The following is a 19,780-nucleotide window of genomic DNA, read 5'->3' on the forward strand; positions in this document are numbered from 1 at the left end:
AATTATAATTCAGGGAGAGATCATATTGAATAAATCAATTATTGCCGCGCTTTTGATGTTTCTTGCTGCCGACGTTTCATATGCTCAGAAAGTCAAGGTAGGTTACGTGGATAAAATTAAGGTGCTGACCGAACTGGAAAGCTGGCAGGAAGTCGATAGACAACTTCTGATAATGAAAGAGGATGCCGAGTTCGAACTGCAGATAATGCTTAGAGAAGCTGACAGTCTCGGCAGTGTCCTGCAAAATCAAATGATGCTCACAGAAACGATGCGGGGTCAGCTTCAAGGGAGAATCGAACAGTTATCACGGGATTATCAGAGAATCGGCATGGCACGGCAGCAAGAGCTTATGCAGAAAGAAAACGATCTTAAAGGTCCGATAATTAAGGGGTTTAACGATGCCGTCAGGAAGCTCGGCATCGATGAAGAATATACATTTATTTACGATCTGTCCATAAACAGCATTCTTTTTGCTTCAGGCGGAAGAGATCTCACCGAGCAGGTATTGTTCGAGATGAGAAAAATGTTTAAATAGGATACAGCCGATGAAGATAAAATATTATCCTGTACATTTATTAATTGGATTTCTTATTCTATCCAATTCCGCCGCCGCGCAGACCCAAATGGGTTATATCGACAGTGAACAGATCTTCGAACAATTCGAAGAATTCAAATTCGCCAAACAAAAATTCGAACAGGAAGCCGCCGAAGCGGAAAAATCGCTGCAAAATCTGTGGGCGCAACTGGATTCCCTGCAAAACGAACGGGAAAAAGGCAGGTTCATATGGAGCGCCTCCAGGCTGAAAGAAAAAGATCAGGAGATAGCCGATAAGCAGAGTGAAATAAGGGTTACGACTAAAAATACTTTTGGTCCGGGCGGGAAAATCTACCAGTCTCAGCGTCAGCTGACACAGAAGGCAATGGACGATATAATTATAGCGCTGACGGAGATCGCAGAGGAAGAAGGATACGAAATGGTATTCGACGCCGCCCGCGGGATAATTCCTTACAAGGAAAGTGAGCATGACCTTACCGATAGAGTGCTTGAGAGGCTGAGGACCGGAATTGAGAAGTCCGGCGGGAAGAGATAAACATGTCTGTTCTCCTGTCGGATATTTGTGAGCTGCTTGAAGGGGAGTTAATCGGCGACGGTTCTGTTAAGATCGACGGGATCGCTGAAGTAGAAAAAGCGGGCATCGGAGAGATAACCTTTGTTGCCAATAAGAGATACGCTGATTATCTGAACGATTCCAAAGCTTCTGCGGTTATAATCGCGAAGGATATGGACACTCCGACGATCCCGGCAATCCGCGTGAAAGATACTCAGATTGCTAAAGCAAAAACCCTGAGTTTTTTTCATCCTCGCAAGCAGTATCCGCCCGAAATCGACAAATCGGCGATTATAGGTGAAAAATCGGTAATCGGAGAAAAAAGCTACGTAGGAGCCGGGAGTGTTATCAAAGACGGAGCGGTTCTCGGAATAAAATGCAGCATCATGGAAAACGTTTTTATTGACGGAGAGGTGATAATCGGAGATGAATGCATTATAAACCCCGGAGCCATGATAATCTCTAAAACAACTATAGGAAACAGGGTGGAGATCGGCAGCTGTTCGGTCATCGGCGGAGAGGGATTCGGGTACCTGCCGGATAAAGAGGGAATACTTAAGGTTCCTCAGGTTGGTTCGGTGGTAATCGAAGACGACGTTTCAATAGGCAGTAATTGCTGCATCGACAGGGGAACTATGGGGGAAACGATAATTCGAAAAGGAGCGAAGCTCGATAACCTGATTCAGATTGCACATAATGTTGAAGTGGGAGAAAATACCATAATAGCCGCACAGACAGGTGTTTCCGGCAGTACCAAGATCGGCAGCGGCGTGCTTATGGGAGGACAGGCGGGATTAGCAGGGCATATTACCGTCGGCAACGGCGTGAAAATAGGAGGGCGGGCGGGAGTTACAAAATCCTTTCCCGACGGCGTGGTTATCTCCGGTTTTCCTGCCCGCGTTCACAAAGAAAGTCTTCTTAAAGATGCAAGCATAAGTAATATTCCCAAAATGGCGGATAAAATAAAGATATTGGAAAAAGAAGTTAAAGAACTTAAAAAGAGGTAGAGCGGGAATGACTGAGAATCAACGAACGATTTCAAAACCGGTACATTTCTCCGGCATAGGACTCCATACAGGATTAAAAAGCAGAGTGACCTTCAGGCCTGCTCCGGTAAATCATGGGATCCGGTTTGTCCGCACGGATCTTGAAAACAGTCCTGAGATAATTCCTCACATTAAGAATGTGGTAGACCTCAACCGCGGGACAAGCATAGAACAAAACGGCGTACGTATTCATACTGTGGAACATGTTTTAGGGGCGCTTGCCGGACTTCAGATAGACAACGTTTACGTTGAATTAACAAATAAGGAGCCGCCTGTAGGCGATGGCAGCGCCAAGCCTTTTGTAGATGTATTGCAGAAAGCCGGTTTCGTGGAGCAGGCAGAAGAGAGAAAATACCTCTCTATCAAGGAGACTATCACGGTGACCCAGCCCGAACGAGGCGCCGAAATTGTGGTGTTGCCTTCAGACGAGTTCAGGATAACATTCCTGGTCGATTACGACAATCCTGCCATTGGGAAGAAGTACACTTCGATGTACTCACTTGAAGATGAGTTTGTCAAAGAATTCGCGCCTGCACGGACATTTTGCTTCCTGCATGAAGTGGAAGAACTGCACGCCGCAGGATTGATAAGGGGCGGGAATTTAGATAATGCAATAGTCGTCGTTGACCGGAAACTTAATAAAAAAGATATCGAGTCTCTTAAGAAGCTGTTGCATATTAAAGGTGCTGTCAGAGTGCCGAATTCAGGCATCCTGAACGGCAAGAAATTGCGATTTGAAAATGAACCTGTCCGGCATAAGACTCTCGACCTGATTGGAGACCTTGCGCTGCTCGGTATTCCGATTAAAGCTCACGTTCTCGCTGCACGCAGCGGGCATTCGGCTAACGTGGAGATCGTAAAGAAACTATATAAGTACTACAAAAAAGAACAACTCACGAGCAAATTTCAGGTGAGCAAAACTGCCGGTCAAGTTTTCGACATTCAGACTATTGAGAAGATTCTGCCTCACAGGTATCCCTTCCTTCTTGTGGATAAGATTCTCGACCTGACGCCGGGTGAGAAAATTCTCGCTATCAAGAATGTCACGAGGAACGAACCGTTTTTTAACGGTCATTTCCCCGGACATCCGATAATGCCGGGAGTGTTGATAGTTGAGGCAATGGCTCAGGCCGGAGGTATCCTGATGCTCAGCGCCTTTGGGGATCCTAAGGGTAAACTCGTATATTTTACGGGAATTGATAAAGTAAAATTCAGAAAACCTGTCACACCGGGAGACCAGCTAAAACTTGAGCTCGAGGTGGTCAAGATATTCAAGTCCACGTGCAAGATGAAGGGGAAAGCTTACGTGGAGGATAAGGTTGTGGCTTCGGCGGAGATGACTGCTACGATAGTAGATGCAGAAGACAAATAATGCCGGCAGAAGTACATCCTACGGCGATCATACATAAAAACGCTCTCTTGAATGACGGCGTGACTGTTGGTCCCTATACAATCATAGAAGATGATACTGTGTTAGGAGAAGGAACCGAAGTCGGTTCTCACGCGCTTATAGCGGCGGGTACCACTATCGGTAAAGAGTGCAGAATTTTCAACGGGGCGGTTCTCGGCTCTATCCCGCAAGATTTAAAATATCACGGTGAGAAATCCACACTCGAGATCGGTGATCAAACAACAGTAAGAGAATTCGCCACTCTCAACAGGGGGACCGAGGCGTTAGGCAAAACCGTCATCGGAAGTAACTGCTTGATAATGGCTTATGTACACGTTGCACATGACTGCGTAATCGGAAACAAAGTAATCATCGCAAATTCGGTAAATATGGGCGGGCATGTTCTGATTGAGGACAATGTCACCGTAGGGGGGATGGTCCCTATACATCAATTCGTGAGGATCGGCACTTTTGCTTTTATAGGAGGGGGTTACAGAGTACCAAAGGACGTTCCTCCATACGTACTGGCAGCCGGTGATCCGTTGGTTTACCGTACACTCAACCTTATAGGGCTTAAGCGAAACGGGATATCCGGTGAAGCGATAAAGGCGATTTCTAAAGCCTACAAACAGATATACGATAAGGACTCGACTCTCAATGAAGGGCTCTCCCACTTAAAGAGCAACGGAGACCACATTCCTGAAGTACTGAAAACAATAGAATTTTTTGAGACTTCCTCGCGTGGCATCATCGGCGGCGAATAGCTGGAGTATACTGCTTACCGGAGTATCTTCAGGGGCGTACAACATGGCTCTTGATTATGCTCTGTCGGTATCGACAAACGGTCGATCTGTCCTCAGGTTGTATGAATGGAATCCCCGGTCTGTCTCGATAGGTCATCATCAATCTTCAGGGACAGTGAATAAAAGTCTTTGCAGGGAGCTCGGAGTCGATTTTGTAAGAAGACCCACCGGCGGAAGAGCGATCCTTCACTCGGAAGAAATTACGTACTCCGTTATAATACCGGGATCGGATTACGGTTTCGGAGAGCTATATCTGAAAGTTCATAGCGCAATTGGAAGAGCGGTGGCGCGGCTTGGAATAAACGTCGATCTTGTCAGGACAAGCCCGTTAAGGAACAGCATGAGTCCAAAATCCCGAAAGTCCGTCTGTTTTGTATCATCCGCAAAAACCGAATTGGAGTTCAACGGAAAAAAGATAGTGGGCAGCGCCGGAAGGAGATACGGTAATGCCATTCTCCTGCACGGATCAATATTGCTCGGAGACGGGCATAAAGCGCTCACGGATTTTCTCGATCTATCTGCTGCTCAAATGATCGAGATGAAAAAGGAGCTCTCTGACAAAACAACAAACCTTTCGGAAGCAGCCGGAAGAAAAGTTTCAGCATCAGAATTGATCAGCCCCATGCAGAAAGAATTTTCGGCTGAATTCGATACGGAATTAGAGGAAACAGCGTTGTCTGATGAACTGAATTCACAGGTTGAGAGTTTAGAAAATCGATTTAACATGATGGCGCAAAGAGAAGAAGCAGAGGCAATATGAGGTGGCTGTGGATTCAACTGACACTCCTTGCCCTGTCTATTAATCAGCCGTTTGCGCAAGACCTCGATTTGAATTCATTGACTGACGCAGAATTTCGGACCAAGGCTGACCCACTTGCGAGAGCGCTGCCTCTTGCTATGGGTGGATTCTTCGCCGGAGATGCGAATTTTTTATCTTCCGGAGATTTTCGACTCAGTGTGAATATGGAATTCAACCTGCCCTCGGATGAGCTCGCCGTTGGTCCTCTGAGCGGAGTAAATCAATTTAGTCTGCCGATTTTTCAAGCGGCGATCGGGATAGACAAAAGGGCGGAGCTCTCAGGAAAATTTTCTGCCGTAAATATCGGAAACAGGAGCGTAATAATCACCGGCTACGGTTTGAGATTCAAAGCCGTTTCAAACGAAGAGAATGACAGGGGTTTAACATTCGGCGCAATGGTAACCGCGCTGAGAGGTCCTGAGGATTTTCGAATATTGGACATGACGGTTCAGATCGAGTATAACCGAGTGTGGAGTGCAAGGGCCTTCAAGGCGGCGCTGGGAACGGATTTTTCTGAGATGCGGATAAACGTCAAAGCAGAGGATAACCTTCTTACCGACCAGAAAGAGGATATAGCCCGAACACAAATTTGGTTAGGGATCGGGATGAGTCAGGATTTAGGAGGAATAGTTTTTTTATTTATTCAGCTGCAGCAGAGCAAAACCCAACGGATAAATCTGGGTTTGGGAATCAGGTTGTAACATGTCGAAATCTATTTCCATCTTAGGATCGACGGGTTCAATAGGAGTTAACGCCTTGAAAGTCGCGGAGGGACTCGGAGAGGATATCAGTGTCCGCTATCTGGCGGCGGGAACGCAGTGGGAATTACTGGCGGAGCAGGCGGCACGATATCATGTTGATACCGTCGCTCTTGTCGACGAAACGGCGGCAGGAAAGTTAAAAGCTGCATTGGGAGATAAGGTCGAAGTGCTCTCCGGAAGAGATGGAGTGGCGGAATTGGCTTCCCGGGATGACGTCGACATAGTCCTGAATGCGATAGTCGGGAGCGCGGGACTGGTGCCTACCGTCAGGGCGGCGGAAGCGGGAAGAATAATCGCTCTCTCCAACAAGGAAAGCCTCGTAATGGGAGGCGCTCTGATCAGATCGATAATGAGGAATACGGGGGCGGAGATTTACCCTGTCGACAGCGAACATTCGGCGATCTGGCAGTGCCTGACGGGAGAAGACATCAAGAGCGTAAAAAAACTTATCCTCACGGCTTCCGGAGGTCCGTTCAGAATGAAGCCGGCGGAAGAATTTGCTGCGATTACGGTCGCTGAAGCTTTAGCTCACCCGAACTGGAAAATGGGCAAAAAGATAACAATAGATTCAGCGACGCTGATGAACAAGGGATTAGAAGTGATCGAGGCATTCTGGCTTTTCGACATACCGCACGAGAGAATTGATATTGTAATTCATCCTCAGTCGATTATACATTCAATGGTGGAATTCGAGGACGGATCGATAAAAGCGCAGCTCGGGCTGCCGGACATGAAATTGCCTATTCAGTACGCTTTGACTTATCCGGCAAGGGCAGGCGTATCATGGGAACAGACAGATTTTCGGAAAGTGAAATCGTTGACTTTCGAGGAACCCGATTTCGAACGGTTTCCATGCCTTAAGTTGGCTTTCGAGGCGTTAGAGAGAGGCGGCTCCGCCCCGGCGATACTTAACGTAGCGAACGAAACGGCGGTAAATTTATTCCTTGAAGGGAAAATCGGTTTTACCGATATTGCAGTGGCGATAAAAAAGGCTCTCGATTCGACGGAGATAATAAACGAACCCTCATTAGAGGCGGTTCTTGAAATCGAAGAGAATATTACGAAAAAGGTACGGGATGATTGGAGTTAAACTGAATATGAGAAAAGATTGATTACAACGATAATAGCAACAGCGACGGTATTGGGGATACTTATCATCGTACATGAGTTAGGACATTTCTTGGCGGCAAAGACATCGGGAGTTCGAGTAGAGCGTTTTTCGATCGGATTCTGGCCAAGGATGGCGGGTATCCAAATCGGAGAGACGGATTACTGTGTGTCATGGATACCGCTCGGCGGATACGTAAAACTCGCAGGGATGATAGACGAATCGATGGAGGGAGATTCTATCAAAGGCGAGCCGTGGGAATTTATGTCTAAAAACGTGCTTCAAAAGCTCTTCATCATTTCAGCAGGTGTAACAATGAACATAATTCTCGCCGTTCTGATCTTTGCGGTTCTCACCTTTACGTACGGAATCGGTGAAGTTGACGAATCGACTGTTGTAACTCATGTCGTTGAAAGCTATCCGGCAGAGGGCGCAGGGATGCTGGCCGGTGATAAAATTCTTTCGATTGATGGAAACATGATGAACAGCTGGCAGGAATTGACCGAGTATATTCACTCGCGTCCGAACTCCGAGCTTGAGGTAACATGGCAGAGAGGCGAGGAGATCTTCAGCGAAAGGATTATATCCCGTTTGGAAAAAATCCCGGTGGACGGCTCCATCAAGAAACTTGGTATAATAGGCATAAGGCCCACGGTAAACGTCAGGGAAGCTCATTTATCGGAATCGATAGGCAGCGGGTTTATGCGGACCTATTTATGGGGTAAACTTACTCTCACTTCTATTAAAATGCTCATAACCGGAGAGGAATCGTTCCGGTCGGTCGGCGGTCCGATATTTATTGCTAAATTAGCGGGCGATTCTGCCCGGACAGGTCTGGACAGCCTCTTCAACCTCATAGCTATATTGAGCGTTAACCTTGCGATTTTGAACATACTGCCTATACCCGCTTTTGACGGCGGGCATTTAGTGGTGATACTGATTGAATGGGCAAAACGGGGTCCGCTGTCGGTAAAAACAAAGATGGCGGTTCAGCAGGTAGGCTTTGCGATCTTCCTTGTTTTGGCTGCGTTTGTGATTTATAACGATCTGTCGCGGTAAAGGTTTCTCCGAATATAATTAAGCAAGTTAGATTTTGTTGTGCGAGTTAGGGCTTGCCCTGACCGCAATCCCTTACACACCCTCCCGAAATAGAATCGGGATAAACTTCCTCCGGAAGGAGTTCCTTCGGAACACCCCTCTTATTAGAGGAGAATAATCGGTATTTTTTATTGGAAAACCACCCCTTGTGTTCCCCTCCTTGGGAAGGAGGGGATATGTAGGGACAACTCAAGAGTTGTCCACAGGTATTTACCCGCTTTTTTCCGGGCGATTCCCCGCTTTCTTCGGGGTAAACGTGAATCGCCCCTACAATAACTAAATATTTTCGAACGTCTTGATAAGGATTTCCTTCAGCATTCTTCTTTCGCGGACTGAGAGTATCGATTCAAATTTATCTGTGACCTCCCGCTCTATTCGGGGGATCATCTTATCGGCGAGGTTCCTTCCCTTGTGAGTCAGATTTACCCTGTGGAAGCGTTTATCTTCCGGCGGGCTTTCGCGCGAAATGAATTCCTTTTCCAGCATTCTAAGGAGAACTCCGGACGTATTCCCTTTCGACCACTGGAGTTTTTCCGTTATCCCCTTTTGAGTCAGCCCGTCGGGATTTACCCAGAGGAGCGCAAGAACCTCAAATTGAGGCGACGTGAGATTATATCTCTTGTAGGTATTGGCGAGTTTAGACTGCATCGCTGATTCGACGCGTGAGAGGTTTACCCACGCGAGCAGAGAATCGCTCACTTTTCTTCTTACCTGATTCTTTAGTAATTCCATAGTAGGATGTAGTTTAAGTATAAACTAAAATCCCGTTTTGTCAAGTAAAATTTCTTTTAATATCCCTGTTACATATTATGAAAAATATAGTGCGAGTCGGGGCTTGCCCTGACCGGTGAACAGGTGAGTCAGCATCATCGAAATCCATGACTGTCGCAAAGAGCGTGAACGCCCTTCGAGTAATAATCGTTGATCATATAACCCAGCCATAAATGGCTGAGCTAAAGAAATGAGAACCACCCCTTGTGTTCCCCTCCTTGCGTAAGGAGGGGAAGATTTATCCCATCTTCGATGTGGGATACGTAGGGGAGGGTTTATTAACCCTCCCGCGTTAGAGGGCAGGCCCGCCTGGCCAGCTCGGCATCGGTCTGACGGGCAAGAAGTCGGGCAGGTCACAGACCTGCCCCTACCTTGACACACCCCGTTCGGCTGAGCCGGATGACCGGCACTCTTAGGTGGCGCAGTCACCGAAGGTGCCTGCGTTATACTATTGTGAAAAGATCGCAGGCATCACGTTGCGTCATGATGACTGCGCCACATTATAGCGTTTTCTCAAGTAAAATTTCTTTTAATATCCCTGTTGCGTGTTATAAGACACAACGATAGATTAATGGGTTGAGAAATGTTGGAGGAGTTCATTGAAATCTTTAACTGAAAAATTGGTGTTCAACGTACCAACGAGGCGGGACTATATTAATATCACTCCGCAGGTAGAAGAACTTGTGGAACGCTCAGACGTAATGGAAGGTTTAGTACTCTGCAACGCCATGCACATAACGGCTTCGGTCTATATCAACGATGACGAATCGGGCTTGATCGAAGATTATGACGAATGGCTCGAGCAGCTTGCCCCCCACGAGCCGGTAAGCAAATACAGGCACAACAGAACGGGCGAAGATAATGCGGACGCACACCTTAAAAGGCAGATAATGGGTAGGGAAGTTACCGTTGCCATCACGGACGGTAAACTCGACCTCGGACCCTGGGAACAGATATTCTATGCGGAGTTCGACGGCAGACGGCAGAAAAGAGTAATGATCAAAATCATAGGGGAATAAATTTAATTGACTATGAATTTATATCTGGTCAGACATGGAAAACCTGTTGCGGATTATGAATCCGGCGATCCCCCGTTAAGCCCCGAGGGAGAATCAGAGGTGGCGCTCGTAGCCTCAAAATTATCAGAAATGGATGTTAACGTTGACGAGATATATCACAGCGGAAAGCTTCGTGCGGAGCAGACAGCAGGGATAATTCAGAAGTCTGTCGCGCCGGATGTTGAGCCGTCTTTCAGGGAGGGATTAAAGCCCAACGATCCCGTTGCCGGGATTGCCGATGATATGAATGCGGCAGAACAAAACACGATGCTGGTCGGGCACCTGCCTTTTATGGACAAGATAGCCGCATTTCTTTTAGATCGATCCCATGATAAATCGGGGCTCGCCTTCCGTACCGCAACCGTGGTATGTTTTGAACGGAGGGAAAATGATAAATGGGAGCTTCTGTGGACAGTTTCTCCTGATGATGCCGTTTAATATTGATTTAACATAGCTTTCTGAAAATCAGCATCCGCTAAACTGTGAATTATTGAACCGCCCGCCATGATATATTCCTTGACTCCCTGAATTCTTGAGAATAAGTTTTACTTTATTAGAGGCTGATTTTTAATTCCCAATATTTTAAATCTTTAGAGGAAGAGCATGAAAGATAAGTACGACGTAGTAGTCATAGGAGCGGGTATCGGCGGACTCTCCGCGGCTGCCCTGACGGCAATGAACGGGAAGAGTGTCCTCGTTGTAGATCAGAGACCTTCTCCAGGAGGCGTATGCCACAGTTTTGAGCGTGAAGGGTACACATTCGACGTAGGACCTCACCTTCTATCGGGCTGCGGACCTAACGGCGTGGTCACAAAACACTTAAGCGATCTCGGCGTTATAGACAGCGTTGAATTTCTTGATATAAATCCGCTGGCAAATTTGAGACTGCCGGATTTCAATGTCGAGGTACCGCCCGACACGAACGGGTTCATCGAAAACCTATCCAAACTGTTTCCGGAAACTCGATCGGGCGTCGAGATGTTGTTCAGGGAGATGCAGCAGACATATGAAGAGATGGGCGATCTGCCGTCAACTTTCAGCTTGTGGGAATTCCTGAAAGTCCCGGTTACCCATCCGGTGTTTATGAAATATCCGAGCCAGACTTACGACACTATGGCGGAAGATTTCGTCAGAGATGAAAAGGTGAACGCCGCCATTAGCGGGTTATGGTCATACTTCGGAATTCCCCCTTCGAAGATGTCCGCACTCTTCTGGGCGGCGGTTATGATGGGATACTTAAATGACGGAGGACATATCGCAAAAGGCGGCAGCGGAAAGCTGGGAGAAGCCTACGTCAAGGGACTAAATAAACATGGCGGTGAATTTCTTCCAAACCATCAGGTAGAGGAAATAATAGTCGAGAACGGTGAGGCTGTCGGAGTAAGGCTGCGATCTGTTCAGGGTCGTTGGGATGAAGTGGGAAAACATATCGGGAACGAAAAAAACGGGGATACATTCTCGGTCAGGGCTGATGCTGTTGTATCCAACGCGGATGCTTTGACGACGTTCGAAGGCATGCTGCCCTCCGGATCCGTCAGCGAAAAATTTATCAATAAACTCGAGACTCAGGAAGAGACGCCTTCGCTATTTAAAATAAGTCTCGGGGTGAAGATGGAGCTGCCTGATGATATGAGGTATCATGACACCGTGATATATGACTCATACGATATGGATGAGGTCTTCAAAAAAATGAAAGAGACGGTTCCCGACGCGCCGGTGGATATCACGATTCCGAGCCTTACTGACAGCTCGCTTGCACCCGAAGGGGGGCATGTGATTCATTTGTGGAACTACGCTCCCTACATGGATGGAGATTCATGGGATTCAATGGCGAATGATGCAGCGGATAAGATGATAAAATCCACGGAAAAATATCTGCCCGGTTTGTCGGATTCCATCGAAGTTAAACTTATCATGACCCCCGCTTCTATACAGCGGTATGCGTTGACCAAAAACGGCGCACCGTACGGATGGACATTTTCTCCCGGGCAAATGGGGATCAACAGGTTGCAGCCGAGGACACCGATTAAGAATCTGCTTCTTGCGGGTCATTGGACGACGCCGGGCGCGGGGATCGCGGGAGTGGCGATGTCGGGTGAAAACACTGCAACAATATTGTTAAACGAAACCAACAAACGATATTTCTGGAGAAAGAGCGCGTAGATCGCTCCCAAATATAGAGAGGAACTGATGGAAACAAGCAAATTTAAATTATATCTCGGTGAAGTGAGGGCTCCGTTCTTTACCGCTACTATCATACCTGTGATATTAGGCTCGGTTATAGCATGGAGTTCGTTTGACACGTTCAGCTGGGGATATTTCTTTTTGACCCTCTTCGGGGCAATTCTTATTCAAGCCGGAGCGAACGTCGCAAATGATTATTGGGATCATCGTTCAGGGAATGACGAAGCGAATACAGAATTTCTCCGTCCCTACACCGGAGGTTCGAGAATGATCCAAAAAGGTCTGCTTGCTCCGAAAGAGGTACTGACAGAAGCTCTGCTTCTGTTGGCAGCCGGCAGCCTTATCGGTTTATTCCTGACTTACATGAAGGGGATGGAAATATTATACATGGGGTTATTCGGCGTGCTTTCCGGTTATTTCTATACGGCGCCTCCGTTTAAACTCGTCTTTCGAGGTATAGGGGAAATGTTCATCGGCATAGATTTCGGAATTTTACTGACTGTGGGTTCTTTCTATGTACAAACGGGGTATTTCGCCTTAGAACCGTTGGTCGCCTCACTTCCGATTGCTATGCTGGTTGCCGGTATTCTATATATCAACGAATTTCAGGATTATAAGGCGGACAAGGAAGTCGGCAAAAATCATCTCGTTGCCCGAATGGGAAGAAAACGCGCGGCGGTCGGTTACGGATACATAATGTGGCTCACGTACGTTTTTATAGTGATAGGCGTGATACTCGGTATGATCTCTCCGTGGACGCTGCTCGGCTTGATCACAATACCCATCGCCGTTAAGGCGGTCCGGACGGCTAAAGTACATTACGATGATTACCTAAAGCTGGCACCCGCAAACGTCGGCACTATAATGAGCCATCTCCTTACCGGGTTGATGATGACCATAGGCTATATGATCGATAGGTGGGTATCGTAATAAAACTTTGTTACGCCTGATTCAATGAATAGAATTCAAAGGCGTATGAGCGGTACACCCGGTTATCAGATCTGAATAAAATGGAAGTTCTCCACTCGATCGATCTCGCATTTTTCCGGTTCATAAACGGCGGCCTCTCCAATCCGGTATTTGATGTCGTAATGCCGATAATAACCGAACAGAATTATTGGGGAATACCATTGATGATTATCGGTTTAGCCGGATTGATCTTCGGAGACAAAAGAACAAAATTCATCATACTCGGAGGGGTGTTAGCGGTAGTAATCGGCGACGTGATTTCCACCAGATTTCTAAAACCTGTGGTCGGGCAGTTGAGACCATGCAAGGTATTAGAAGATATCAACTTACTTGTCGGCTGCGGGGGAAGATATTCCTTTCCCTCGGGACACGCCATGGGTACTATGGCGATGGCGATATGGTTCGGACACTTTTATAAAAAATGGAAGCTGTATTTTATCATATTTGCTGTGACCGTAAGTATTTCAAGAATTTATGTCGGTAAGCACTGGCCATCTGATGTTATCGGCGGAATGCTATTCGGGTTCGGCATAGCCTTTCTTTTTCTGAAGCTCTGGGAGAGATATGTCGCAAACAGGCTCCCGGCTGACAATCAGACCGACTCCAATTCGGAAGAAACCGCTTGAGTGTGAGGGGTTAATTCGTTAATAAACATAGCTATATTTTACTTGTCATTATTTAAATCGGTTATTATATTCCACTCGGTTGAAATGCCGTCCTTTAATATAATTGTAAAATGAGATAGGGGAGAGTGCAATGATAAGAAATAACCCTATGGCATTCGGGATACTGCTTGGGCTTGGAGGAGTATTTGTTCTCTATACATGGTGGGGCGACAGGTCCGGGTTCGGAATTTTCGGTTTTGTGATAGGATTGTTCTCGTTAGGGGTTGGATTGTGGAATATAGTAGAAGCCGGAAAAAAGAAGACTTAACGGAATAACGAGGGCAGGATAGCCGAAGCCGGCTATGAATTCTTATTTACCGCAGTGATTTATTCAGTGCGGTTTTTTCATATCAAGAAGAAATAAGTTTGATTAAATCAACCGCACGGTTGCAATAACCCGCTTCGTTATCGAACCACCCAACAATCTTGACAAAATCTGGTTTCAGGACTTTTGTGAGGTTCGCGTCGTAAATGGCGGAATGAGTATCTCCGACAATATCCGCCGAGACGAGTGGAGATTCTTCATATTTTAATACACCTTTCATATATCCATTTGCGGCTTCTTTCATCACGGTTTGTATTTCTTCGAGAGTGACGTCCGTCGCAAGATCGAGGGACAGATCGACTATGGAACCGGCGGGGACGGGAACGCGGTAGGCGATGCCGTCAAGTTTTCCCTTGAGGCGCGGGATGATCAGTTCAACCATCTGTACCGCCCATGTTGTGGTGGGGATTATCGATAGAGCGGCTGACCTGGCTCTGCGCATGTCCTCGTGCGGGTAATCGAGGAGGCTCTGGTCGAGAGTATATGCGTGAACTGTAGTGATAAATCCTTCTTTTATCGTGAAACTGTCCTCCATTACTTTACAGAGGACAGCTGCGGAGTTGGTAGTACCGGAGGCGTTGAGGATTATCTTTTCATCACCTGTCAAAATGTCGTGATTGACCCCGAAAACAACGGTAGCATCCACGGGTTCTTTACCGGGTGTTGTGAGAAGAACCTTTTTAGCTCCTGATTCTAAATGAAAGTTCAAAAAGTCTTTATCTCTCGCGATTCCTGTTGATTCCACCACAACGTCAACTCCGAGATCGCCCCATGGAAGATTCCCCTCCTCTTCCCTGAATGAATAGATAGGTATCTTAATTCCGTCAACGATAATGTTATCATTATCGTAAGAAATTTCACCCCCGTAAATCCCGTGTATCGAGTCGTATTTCAATACTGTGGAGAGGCTAAAAGAGTCAGCCCGGTCATTTATTGCCACAAAATCGAAGTCGGCATTTCTGAGTTTTGCCGCCCTGAAAAGGGTTCGCCCTATTCTCCCGAATCCGTTAATTGCTACTTTGATCGCCAATCATTACTCACTGATATGTTAACTTACTTTCTTATGCAGCCGCTCTGCTGCTCTCCAAGAGTTATGCTTCAGCCATAGGTTCGGAACTTGATGGCGGTGGGAATTCAGATTCTCCGCCTTCCGGCTTCCGTATTTCGATCTCCCCGTACTGTTTTTCATACCGCCTGATATTTTCCTGTAACGCGGATAGAAAGGCTTTTGCGTGCATGGGCACTATTATCACCCTTGATTTGACTTTGGCTTTCGGCGCTCCGGGCACCACTCTTAAAAAATCGAAGACAAACTCTGCCGGAGAATGGGTTATCAGTGCGAGATTTGAATACTCGCCGTCCGCTATATCCTGAGGAAGCTCAATAGCCAGCTGCCTCTTATTTTCCTTTTTCATATCTTCCTCAGTTTTTTATTACCTGTCGAGTACTCTTTCAAAGGGAGTGTAACTTATCATATTGCATGAAGATTATCAAGACAAAATGGAATCGTGCTGAATGACTACCGTACAGGTCCAGGTAGGAGTCCAAGGAGGTTAATCCATGGGTGGGAGGATCGTGTTATCTATAAGCCTGGTTGCACTGAAAGAGACGGCTATGGCGACCAATGCTCCGCTTGTAGTGGATTCAACCGGTTGTAATGTAACTTCATCTATAACAGCAACGTAATCTATCTTAGCGAGCGTGGCGGAGGAGATAATTTCTTCTATCAAAGATATTATCCCGGATGATTCATGCTTGCCGTCTGTGTGCAGAGACTCAGCCCTCGTGAGCGCTTTATAAATCAGGGGCGCCTGTTCTCGTTCTTCCCGGGTGAGGAAGGTATTACGTGAGCTAAGAGCGAGCCCGTCCGATTCCCGTATAGTGGGGCAGACGATAATCCCGACGTTCAGGTTCAGATCCGTCACCATCTTTTTGATTATAACAGCCTGCTGAGCGTCTTTCTGTCCAAAGAAAGCAATCTGCGGATTGATAATGTTAAAAAGTTTATTGACAATTGTCGTAACGCCTTTGAAATGGGAAGGTCTCGACGCTCCTTCCAATATATCACTCAAACCCTCAACTACACTGAAAGTGCTGTAGCCGTCCGGATAAATCTCTTCTTCCGATGGATAGAAAATCACGTCAACCCCGTTATCACGGGCTGACTCTTCGTCCGTCCGGAAATCTCTCGGATATTCGTTAAAGTCTTCGGAAGGTGTAAATTGAACGGGGTTCACGAAGATGCTTAATATGGTTTGATCGGTCGTTTCAGTGGATTTTTTCACCAGGCTCAGGTGACCGTCATGGAGAGCGCCCATCGTCGGAACGAAACCAATCTTGATGTTTTTACTCCTTAGCGAATCGGAGTACGCCTGCATCTCAGCGACGGATTTTATGATCCTCATTCGTAGGATTCATCGGGGCTTGGATAGCTTCCGTTTTTTACGTCTCCGGAGAATTTTTTAACGGCATCGAAGATAGCTTCCCCGACTTCCGCGTATCGGCGCACAAACGTGGGTTCAAATCCGTTGAACGCTCCGATGAGGTCATGGATGACGAGTATCTGTCCGTCGCATTCGGAGCCCGCGCCAATTCCGATAGTGGGAATGTCTAAGGAAGCGGTGACGTCCGCGGCAGTTTTTGACTTGACCGCCTCGAGAACGATACCGAAAACTCCCGCATCCTGAAGTGCGACAGCGTCTTCGAGGAGATCGTCATGCGATTTCTCGGTTTTACCCTTGACCCTGTACCCCCCGAATTCATTAACGGATTGGGGTGTCATGCCTATATGACCGAGGACGGGTATCCCGACTTCGACGAGAGCGCGTGCGGTTTCGGCAGACCTGACGCCTCCTTCAATTTTTACTCCCTCGGCTCTGCCTTCCTGCATGAAGCGGGTGGCGTTTTTTATAGCGGTGGAGATGTCCGGTTGATAGGAACCGAACGGCATATCGGCAATCAGCATCGCTTTCAGCTTTGCGCGTGATACCCATTTCGTCATAAAAACCATCTCGTCCATCGAAATAGGGAGCGTTGTGTCGAGTCCCGCGATCACCATCCCCGCAGAGTCTCCAACTAAAATCAGGTCAACTCCCGCATCATCGAGGAGCCGGGCAGTCGAGAAATCGTAAGCGGTAAGGCAAACTATCTTCTCACCCTTTTTCTTCATACGCGCGAGCGTACTTACGGTAATTTTTTTTCTTTCAGGCATTAATCAGAATACTTCCTCTATTATTCCTCCGCCCAACAGCCTGTCGGAATCGTAGAATACCGCCGATTGTCCCGGTGCGACCGCTTCAGCAGGATGCGTAAAAGTTACATTCCAGCTACGGGCGGAATTTCTCTGTAACAACGCCTCTTCACCAATATGATGGTGCCTTATTTTTACCGTAGCTCGAAATGATTTTTCACTCTCGTAGCCGGGCATCATGTTAACGTCTTTTAAACTGAATTCGGTCGACATCAAATCTTCCTTTTTGCCAATTGTCAACGTGTTGCTTACCGGGTCTATCCCGATTACATAAGCGGGCTCGCCGAGTGTCACACCGAGACCTTTTCTTTGCCCGATAGTATAGTTTACATAGCCGCTGTGAATCCCCAACACCTCGCCATCTGAGTCGAGAATCTCACCTTCGGGGACCATTTCCTCCAAACCGTCCACGTTTTCCCTTATATATCTACGGTAATCGTTATCGGGAATAAAGCAAATCTCGAACGACTCGGGAGTTTTTGAAGTACGGAGTCCCGCTTCTTCGGCTTTCTGCCGGACGGCGTCTTTTCTGAGTTCACCAAGCGGAAAGAGCGTTCTCTTGAGATCTTCCTGTTTTAACCCCCAAAGAACATAGGACTGGTCTTTATCCGGATCGATCCCCGTTAACAGCTCCACACTCCCGTTCCGGGAGTTTCTGTTAATCCGGGCGTAGTGTCCGGTAGCCACATATCGGGCATCAAAGACGTCGGCTTTTTCGAGTAGAGTGTCCCACCGGATAAGGTAATTGCAGCGAACGCAAGGGTTAGGAGTATTTCCGGCAAGATATTCCGACTTGAAATTTTCGATCACCTTTTCTTTGAATGAATCCGAAACATCGAAAACGTAATGAGGAATTCCCAGCTGGGTTGAGACCATGCGCGCGTTCTCGATGGAACCGAGCGAGCAGCAGGAGCTCTCCGCGTTCAGGTTTCCTCCGGCGCTTTCAAACTCCCAGTTCTTCATTGTAATGCCTATAACGTCATAACCCTGTTCGAGAAGAAGAAGCGCAGCGACGGAGCTGTCGACGCCCCCGCTCATAGCCATGATTACCTTTTCATTCATAGCGCTGCCGTTTGCAATTCTTTTTTTCTGAGTCTTTCGACCTGTTTTATGACGGCATTAACCGCTGTTCCGATCTCATCTTCGTTGTTGTCTCTTCCAAAAGAGAGTCTCAACGTACCGAGCGCTTCTGATTCGCTGAGCCCGATTGCCTTTAGAACAGGGGACATTTTTATCGCTCCTGAGGAGCAGGCAGCGCCGGCGGAAGCCGAAATGCCGTTGGTGTCGAGATTCATAAGCAGCGCTTCTCCGTCTACACCTTCAAACCTGAGCGAAAGATGTCCGGGTATTCGTCTTGTGGGATGCCCGTTCAGATCGACATCTCCCACTGCCTCTTTCAGCTCTTCGTAAAATATTTTTGCAAGCCGCTTAAGCTTTATGCTGTCTTCCTCTAATCTTGATGCCCTGAGTTCCGCAGCTCTTCCGAATCCCACGATACCGGGAACGTTTTCTGTTCCGCCCCTTCTGTTCCGCTCCTGATGTCCCCCGAACATTATCTGCTCGATTTCCACGCCCGCCCGAATATAAAGCGCACCGACGCCTTTAGGTCCGTAAATTTTGTGTGAGGAAACGCTTGCAAGGTCGACGTCTAACTGTGTTACGTCCATAGGCACCTTGCCGTATGACTGAACGATGTCGGTATGAATCAGCACGCCGGCTTCGTGAGCGACCTCAGCGTATTTGTGAACGAGATTTATTGTACCGATCTCGTTATTCGAATGCATCAAAGAGACGAGGATAGTTTCCGGTCTGATTTCAGCTTCCAAGTCATGCGGGTGAATGCTGCCCTGCCTGTCAACGGGGACGTAAGTGATTTCGAATCCTTCTTTTTCGAGTTCCTTACACGAGTCAATAACCGCCGGATGCTCAGTCTCAGCGGTGACGATGTGATTCCCCTTCTTCTTCAGAGCGTGAGCTACACCCCGCAGAGCCCAATTGTCCGCTTCCGTCCCGCCGCTGGTAAAATGGATTTCATCGGTTGAAGCGTTCATGAGTCCCGCAACTTTCTCGCGGGCTTCTTCTATCATGAACTTAGCGCCTCTGCCGTTTGCGTGAATACTCGACGGATTGCCCCAGTTCTCACCCATAGCGCTGTTCATCGCTTCGATGACCTCGGGGTCAACCGGTGTCGTCGCGCTGTGGTCGAGATATATTCGTTTATTCAGTTTCAACGTTATGTCCTACAAATTAAATCTTTTCTTAGCGTAGTAATTTATCACTTCAGCGGTTTATATGCAAGAAGGGCGAATTTAATGCGGCAAGCTCAGGCAGATATTCACCACCCGCCGCCTGCACTATTGTTGAAATATGAGATTCTTCGTCCGGCTCAGCCGGACTCAGAATGACAGCGAGTGCGGGTCATCCGTCAGCGGGTCAAAGGCCCT

Annotated in this window: 22 protein-coding genes; 15 read left to right on the top strand and 7 right to left on the bottom strand. The window is 47.4% G+C overall.

Translation table 11 applies throughout. The annotated features are described in order from the left end of the window. The first annotated feature begins 25 nt into the window (after positions 1-25). The 9 genes from IID12_00370 to rseP are packed head-to-tail and all read left to right on the top strand — an operon-like array spanning position 26 to position 8,075. Positions 26-535 carry an OmpH family outer membrane protein gene (locus tag IID12_00370; GenBank protein ID MCH8287544.1) on the top strand — a complete coding sequence of 170 codons (510 nt, stop codon included), beginning with the start codon at positions 26-28 and terminating at the stop codon, positions 533-535. Positions 536-545: 10 nt separating this feature from the next. Continuing rightward, on the top strand, positions 546-1,091 hold the full coding sequence (locus IID12_00375; GenBank protein ID MCH8287545.1) for an OmpH family outer membrane protein: 546 nt from the start codon (positions 546-548) through the stop codon (positions 1,089-1,091). A 2-nt stretch (positions 1,092-1,093) separates the two neighbouring features. Next, entirely contained in the window at positions 1,094-2,116 is a 1,023-nt protein-coding gene (lpxD, locus tag IID12_00380; GenBank protein ID MCH8287546.1) for a UDP-3-O-(3-hydroxymyristoyl)glucosamine N-acyltransferase, read from the top strand. Between the two features lie 7 nt (positions 2,117-2,123). Further along, the gene (locus tag IID12_00385) at positions 2,124-3,527 is read left to right on the top strand and encodes a bifunctional UDP-3-O-[3-hydroxymyristoyl] N-acetylglucosamine deacetylase/3-hydroxyacyl-ACP dehydratase (GenBank protein ID MCH8287547.1); all 1,404 of its coding nucleotides are present in this window, start codon (positions 2,124-2,126) and stop codon (positions 3,525-3,527) included. After that, the gene (lpxA, locus tag IID12_00390; GenBank protein ID MCH8287548.1) at positions 3,527-4,309 is read left to right on the top strand and encodes an acyl-ACP--UDP-N-acetylglucosamine O-acyltransferase; all 783 of its coding nucleotides are present in this window, start codon (positions 3,527-3,529) and stop codon (positions 4,307-4,309) included. Before IID12_00385 ends, lpxA begins: the two co-directional genes overlap by 1 nt. After that, a complete protein-coding gene (locus tag IID12_00395; GenBank protein ID MCH8287549.1) occupies positions 4,272-5,108 on the top strand; it encodes a lipoate--protein ligase family protein in 837 nt (278 codons plus the stop codon). The genes lpxA and IID12_00395 overlap by 38 nt, the downstream gene beginning before the upstream one ends. Then, on the top strand, positions 5,105-5,848 hold the full coding sequence (locus tag IID12_00400; protein ID MCH8287550.1) for a hypothetical protein: 744 nt from the start codon (positions 5,105-5,107) through the stop codon (positions 5,846-5,848). The genes IID12_00395 and IID12_00400 overlap by 4 nt, the downstream gene beginning before the upstream one ends. A gap of 1 nt (position 5,849) precedes the next feature. Then, positions 5,850-6,998 carry a 1-deoxy-D-xylulose-5-phosphate reductoisomerase gene (locus IID12_00405; protein MCH8287551.1) on the top strand — a complete coding sequence of 383 codons (1,149 nt, stop codon included), beginning with the start codon at positions 5,850-5,852 and terminating at the stop codon, positions 6,996-6,998. Positions 6,999-7,016: 18 nt separating this feature from the next. Further along, the gene (rseP, locus tag IID12_00410) at positions 7,017-8,075 is read left to right on the top strand and encodes an RIP metalloprotease RseP (protein ID MCH8287552.1); all 1,059 of its coding nucleotides are present in this window, start codon (positions 7,017-7,019) and stop codon (positions 8,073-8,075) included. Positions 8,076-8,390: 315 nt separating this feature from the next. Here rseP and IID12_00415 read toward each other — a convergent pair whose 3' ends face one another. Next, positions 8,391-8,813, bottom strand: a complete 423-nt coding sequence (locus IID12_00415) for a MarR family transcriptional regulator (protein MCH8287553.1) — start codon at positions 8,811-8,813, stop codon at positions 8,391-8,393. A gap of 671 nt (positions 8,814-9,484) precedes the next feature. Between IID12_00415 and IID12_00420 the strand changes: the two genes are divergently transcribed. The 6 genes from IID12_00420 (at position 9,485) to IID12_00445 (ending at position 14,029) form a co-directional block, all read left to right on the top strand. Beyond that, positions 9,485-9,904 carry a YjbQ family protein gene (locus IID12_00420; GenBank protein ID MCH8287554.1) on the top strand — a complete coding sequence of 140 codons (420 nt, stop codon included), beginning with the start codon at positions 9,485-9,487 and terminating at the stop codon, positions 9,902-9,904. 6 nt (positions 9,905-9,910) lie between these two features. Continuing rightward, positions 9,911-10,381 (top strand): phosphohistidine phosphatase SixA, encoded by a 471-nt coding sequence (gene sixA, locus IID12_00425; GenBank protein MCH8287555.1) that lies wholly within the window; start codon positions 9,911-9,913, stop codon positions 10,379-10,381. A gap of 165 nt (positions 10,382-10,546) precedes the next feature. Beyond that, the gene (locus IID12_00430) at positions 10,547-12,106 is read left to right on the top strand and encodes an NAD(P)/FAD-dependent oxidoreductase (protein ID MCH8287556.1); all 1,560 of its coding nucleotides are present in this window, start codon (positions 10,547-10,549) and stop codon (positions 12,104-12,106) included. A 27-nt stretch (positions 12,107-12,133) separates the two neighbouring features. Further along, a complete protein-coding gene (menA, locus tag IID12_00435; GenBank protein ID MCH8287557.1) occupies positions 12,134-13,057 on the top strand; it encodes a 1,4-dihydroxy-2-naphthoate octaprenyltransferase in 924 nt (307 codons plus the stop codon). 80 nt (positions 13,058-13,137) lie between these two features. Continuing rightward, positions 13,138-13,722, top strand: coding sequence for a phosphatase PAP2 family protein (locus IID12_00440; protein MCH8287558.1), 585 nt, complete (start codon positions 13,138-13,140; stop codon positions 13,720-13,722). A gap of 130 nt (positions 13,723-13,852) precedes the next feature. Further along, a complete protein-coding gene (locus IID12_00445) occupies positions 13,853-14,029 on the top strand; it encodes a hypothetical protein (GenBank protein ID MCH8287559.1) in 177 nt (58 codons plus the stop codon). Positions 14,030-14,111: 82 nt separating this feature from the next. Here IID12_00445 and IID12_00450 read toward each other — a convergent pair whose 3' ends face one another. From IID12_00450 to IID12_00475, 6 genes are all read right to left on the bottom strand, one after another. After that, positions 14,112-15,116 carry an aldehyde dehydrogenase gene (locus tag IID12_00450; GenBank protein MCH8287560.1) on the bottom strand — a complete coding sequence of 335 codons (1,005 nt, stop codon included), beginning with the start codon at positions 15,114-15,116 and terminating at the stop codon, positions 14,112-14,114. A 61-nt stretch (positions 15,117-15,177) separates the two neighbouring features. Beyond that, positions 15,178-15,501, bottom strand: coding sequence for a DUF3467 domain-containing protein (locus tag IID12_00455; GenBank protein ID MCH8287561.1), 324 nt, complete (start codon positions 15,499-15,501; stop codon positions 15,178-15,180). Between the two features lie 138 nt (positions 15,502-15,639). After that, positions 15,640-16,491: a pantoate--beta-alanine ligase gene (locus IID12_00460; GenBank protein MCH8287562.1), complete on the bottom strand. Its 852-nt coding sequence runs from the start codon at positions 16,489-16,491 to the stop codon at positions 15,640-15,642. Beyond that, entirely contained in the window at positions 16,488-17,297 is an 810-nt protein-coding gene (gene panB / locus IID12_00465; GenBank protein MCH8287563.1) for a 3-methyl-2-oxobutanoate hydroxymethyltransferase, read from the bottom strand. Before panB ends, IID12_00460 begins: the two co-directional genes overlap by 4 nt. A gap of 3 nt (positions 17,298-17,300) precedes the next feature. Next, positions 17,301-18,398 (bottom strand): tRNA 2-thiouridine(34) synthase MnmA, encoded by a 1,098-nt coding sequence (gene mnmA, locus IID12_00470; protein MCH8287564.1) that lies wholly within the window; start codon positions 18,396-18,398, stop codon positions 17,301-17,303. Continuing rightward, positions 18,395-19,561: a cysteine desulfurase gene (locus IID12_00475; protein ID MCH8287565.1), complete on the bottom strand. Its 1,167-nt coding sequence runs from the start codon at positions 19,559-19,561 to the stop codon at positions 18,395-18,397. Before IID12_00475 ends, mnmA begins: the two co-directional genes overlap by 4 nt. Positions 19,562-19,780: the final 219 nt, after the last annotated feature.

This window comes from Candidatus Neomarinimicrobiota bacterium, from assembly GCA_022567655.1.
Lineage (GTDB): Bacteria > Fidelibacterota > SORT01 > SORT01 > SORT01 > JADFGO01.

Coding starts and splice junctions, on each gene's coding strand:
- IID12_00375 (MCH8287545.1), top strand. CDS start 546: ATGAAGATAAAATATTATCCTGTACATTTATTAATTGGATTTCTTATT.
- lpxD (MCH8287546.1), top strand. CDS start 1,094: ATGTCTGTTCTCCTGTCGGATATTTGTGAGCTGCTTGAAGGGGAGTTA.
- IID12_00385 (MCH8287547.1), top strand. CDS start 2,124: ATGACTGAGAATCAACGAACGATTTCAAAACCGGTACATTTCTCCGGC.
- lpxA (MCH8287548.1), top strand. CDS start 3,527: ATGCCGGCAGAAGTACATCCTACGGCGATCATACATAAAAACGCTCTC.
- IID12_00400 (MCH8287550.1), top strand. CDS start 5,105: ATGAGGTGGCTGTGGATTCAACTGACACTCCTTGCCCTGTCTATTAAT.
- IID12_00405 (MCH8287551.1), top strand. CDS start 5,850: ATGTCGAAATCTATTTCCATCTTAGGATCGACGGGTTCAATAGGAGTT.
- IID12_00430 (MCH8287556.1), top strand. CDS start 10,547: ATGAAAGATAAGTACGACGTAGTAGTCATAGGAGCGGGTATCGGCGGA.
- menA (MCH8287557.1), top strand. CDS start 12,134: ATGGAAACAAGCAAATTTAAATTATATCTCGGTGAAGTGAGGGCTCCG.
- IID12_00440 (MCH8287558.1), top strand. CDS start 13,138: ATGGAAGTTCTCCACTCGATCGATCTCGCATTTTTCCGGTTCATAAAC.
- IID12_00445 (MCH8287559.1), top strand. CDS start 13,853: ATGATAAGAAATAACCCTATGGCATTCGGGATACTGCTTGGGCTTGGA.
- IID12_00455 (MCH8287561.1), bottom strand. CDS start 15,501: ATGAAAAAGGAAAATAAGAGGCAGCTGGCTATTGAGCTTCCTCAGGAT.
- IID12_00460 (MCH8287562.1), bottom strand. CDS start 16,491: ATGAGGATCATAAAATCCGTCGCTGAGATGCAGGCGTACTCCGATTCG.
- panB (MCH8287563.1), bottom strand. CDS start 17,297: ATGCCTGAAAGAAAAAAAATTACCGTAAGTACGCTCGCGCGTATGAAG.
- mnmA (MCH8287564.1), bottom strand. CDS start 18,398: ATGAATGAAAAGGTAATCATGGCTATGAGCGGGGGCGTCGACAGCTCC.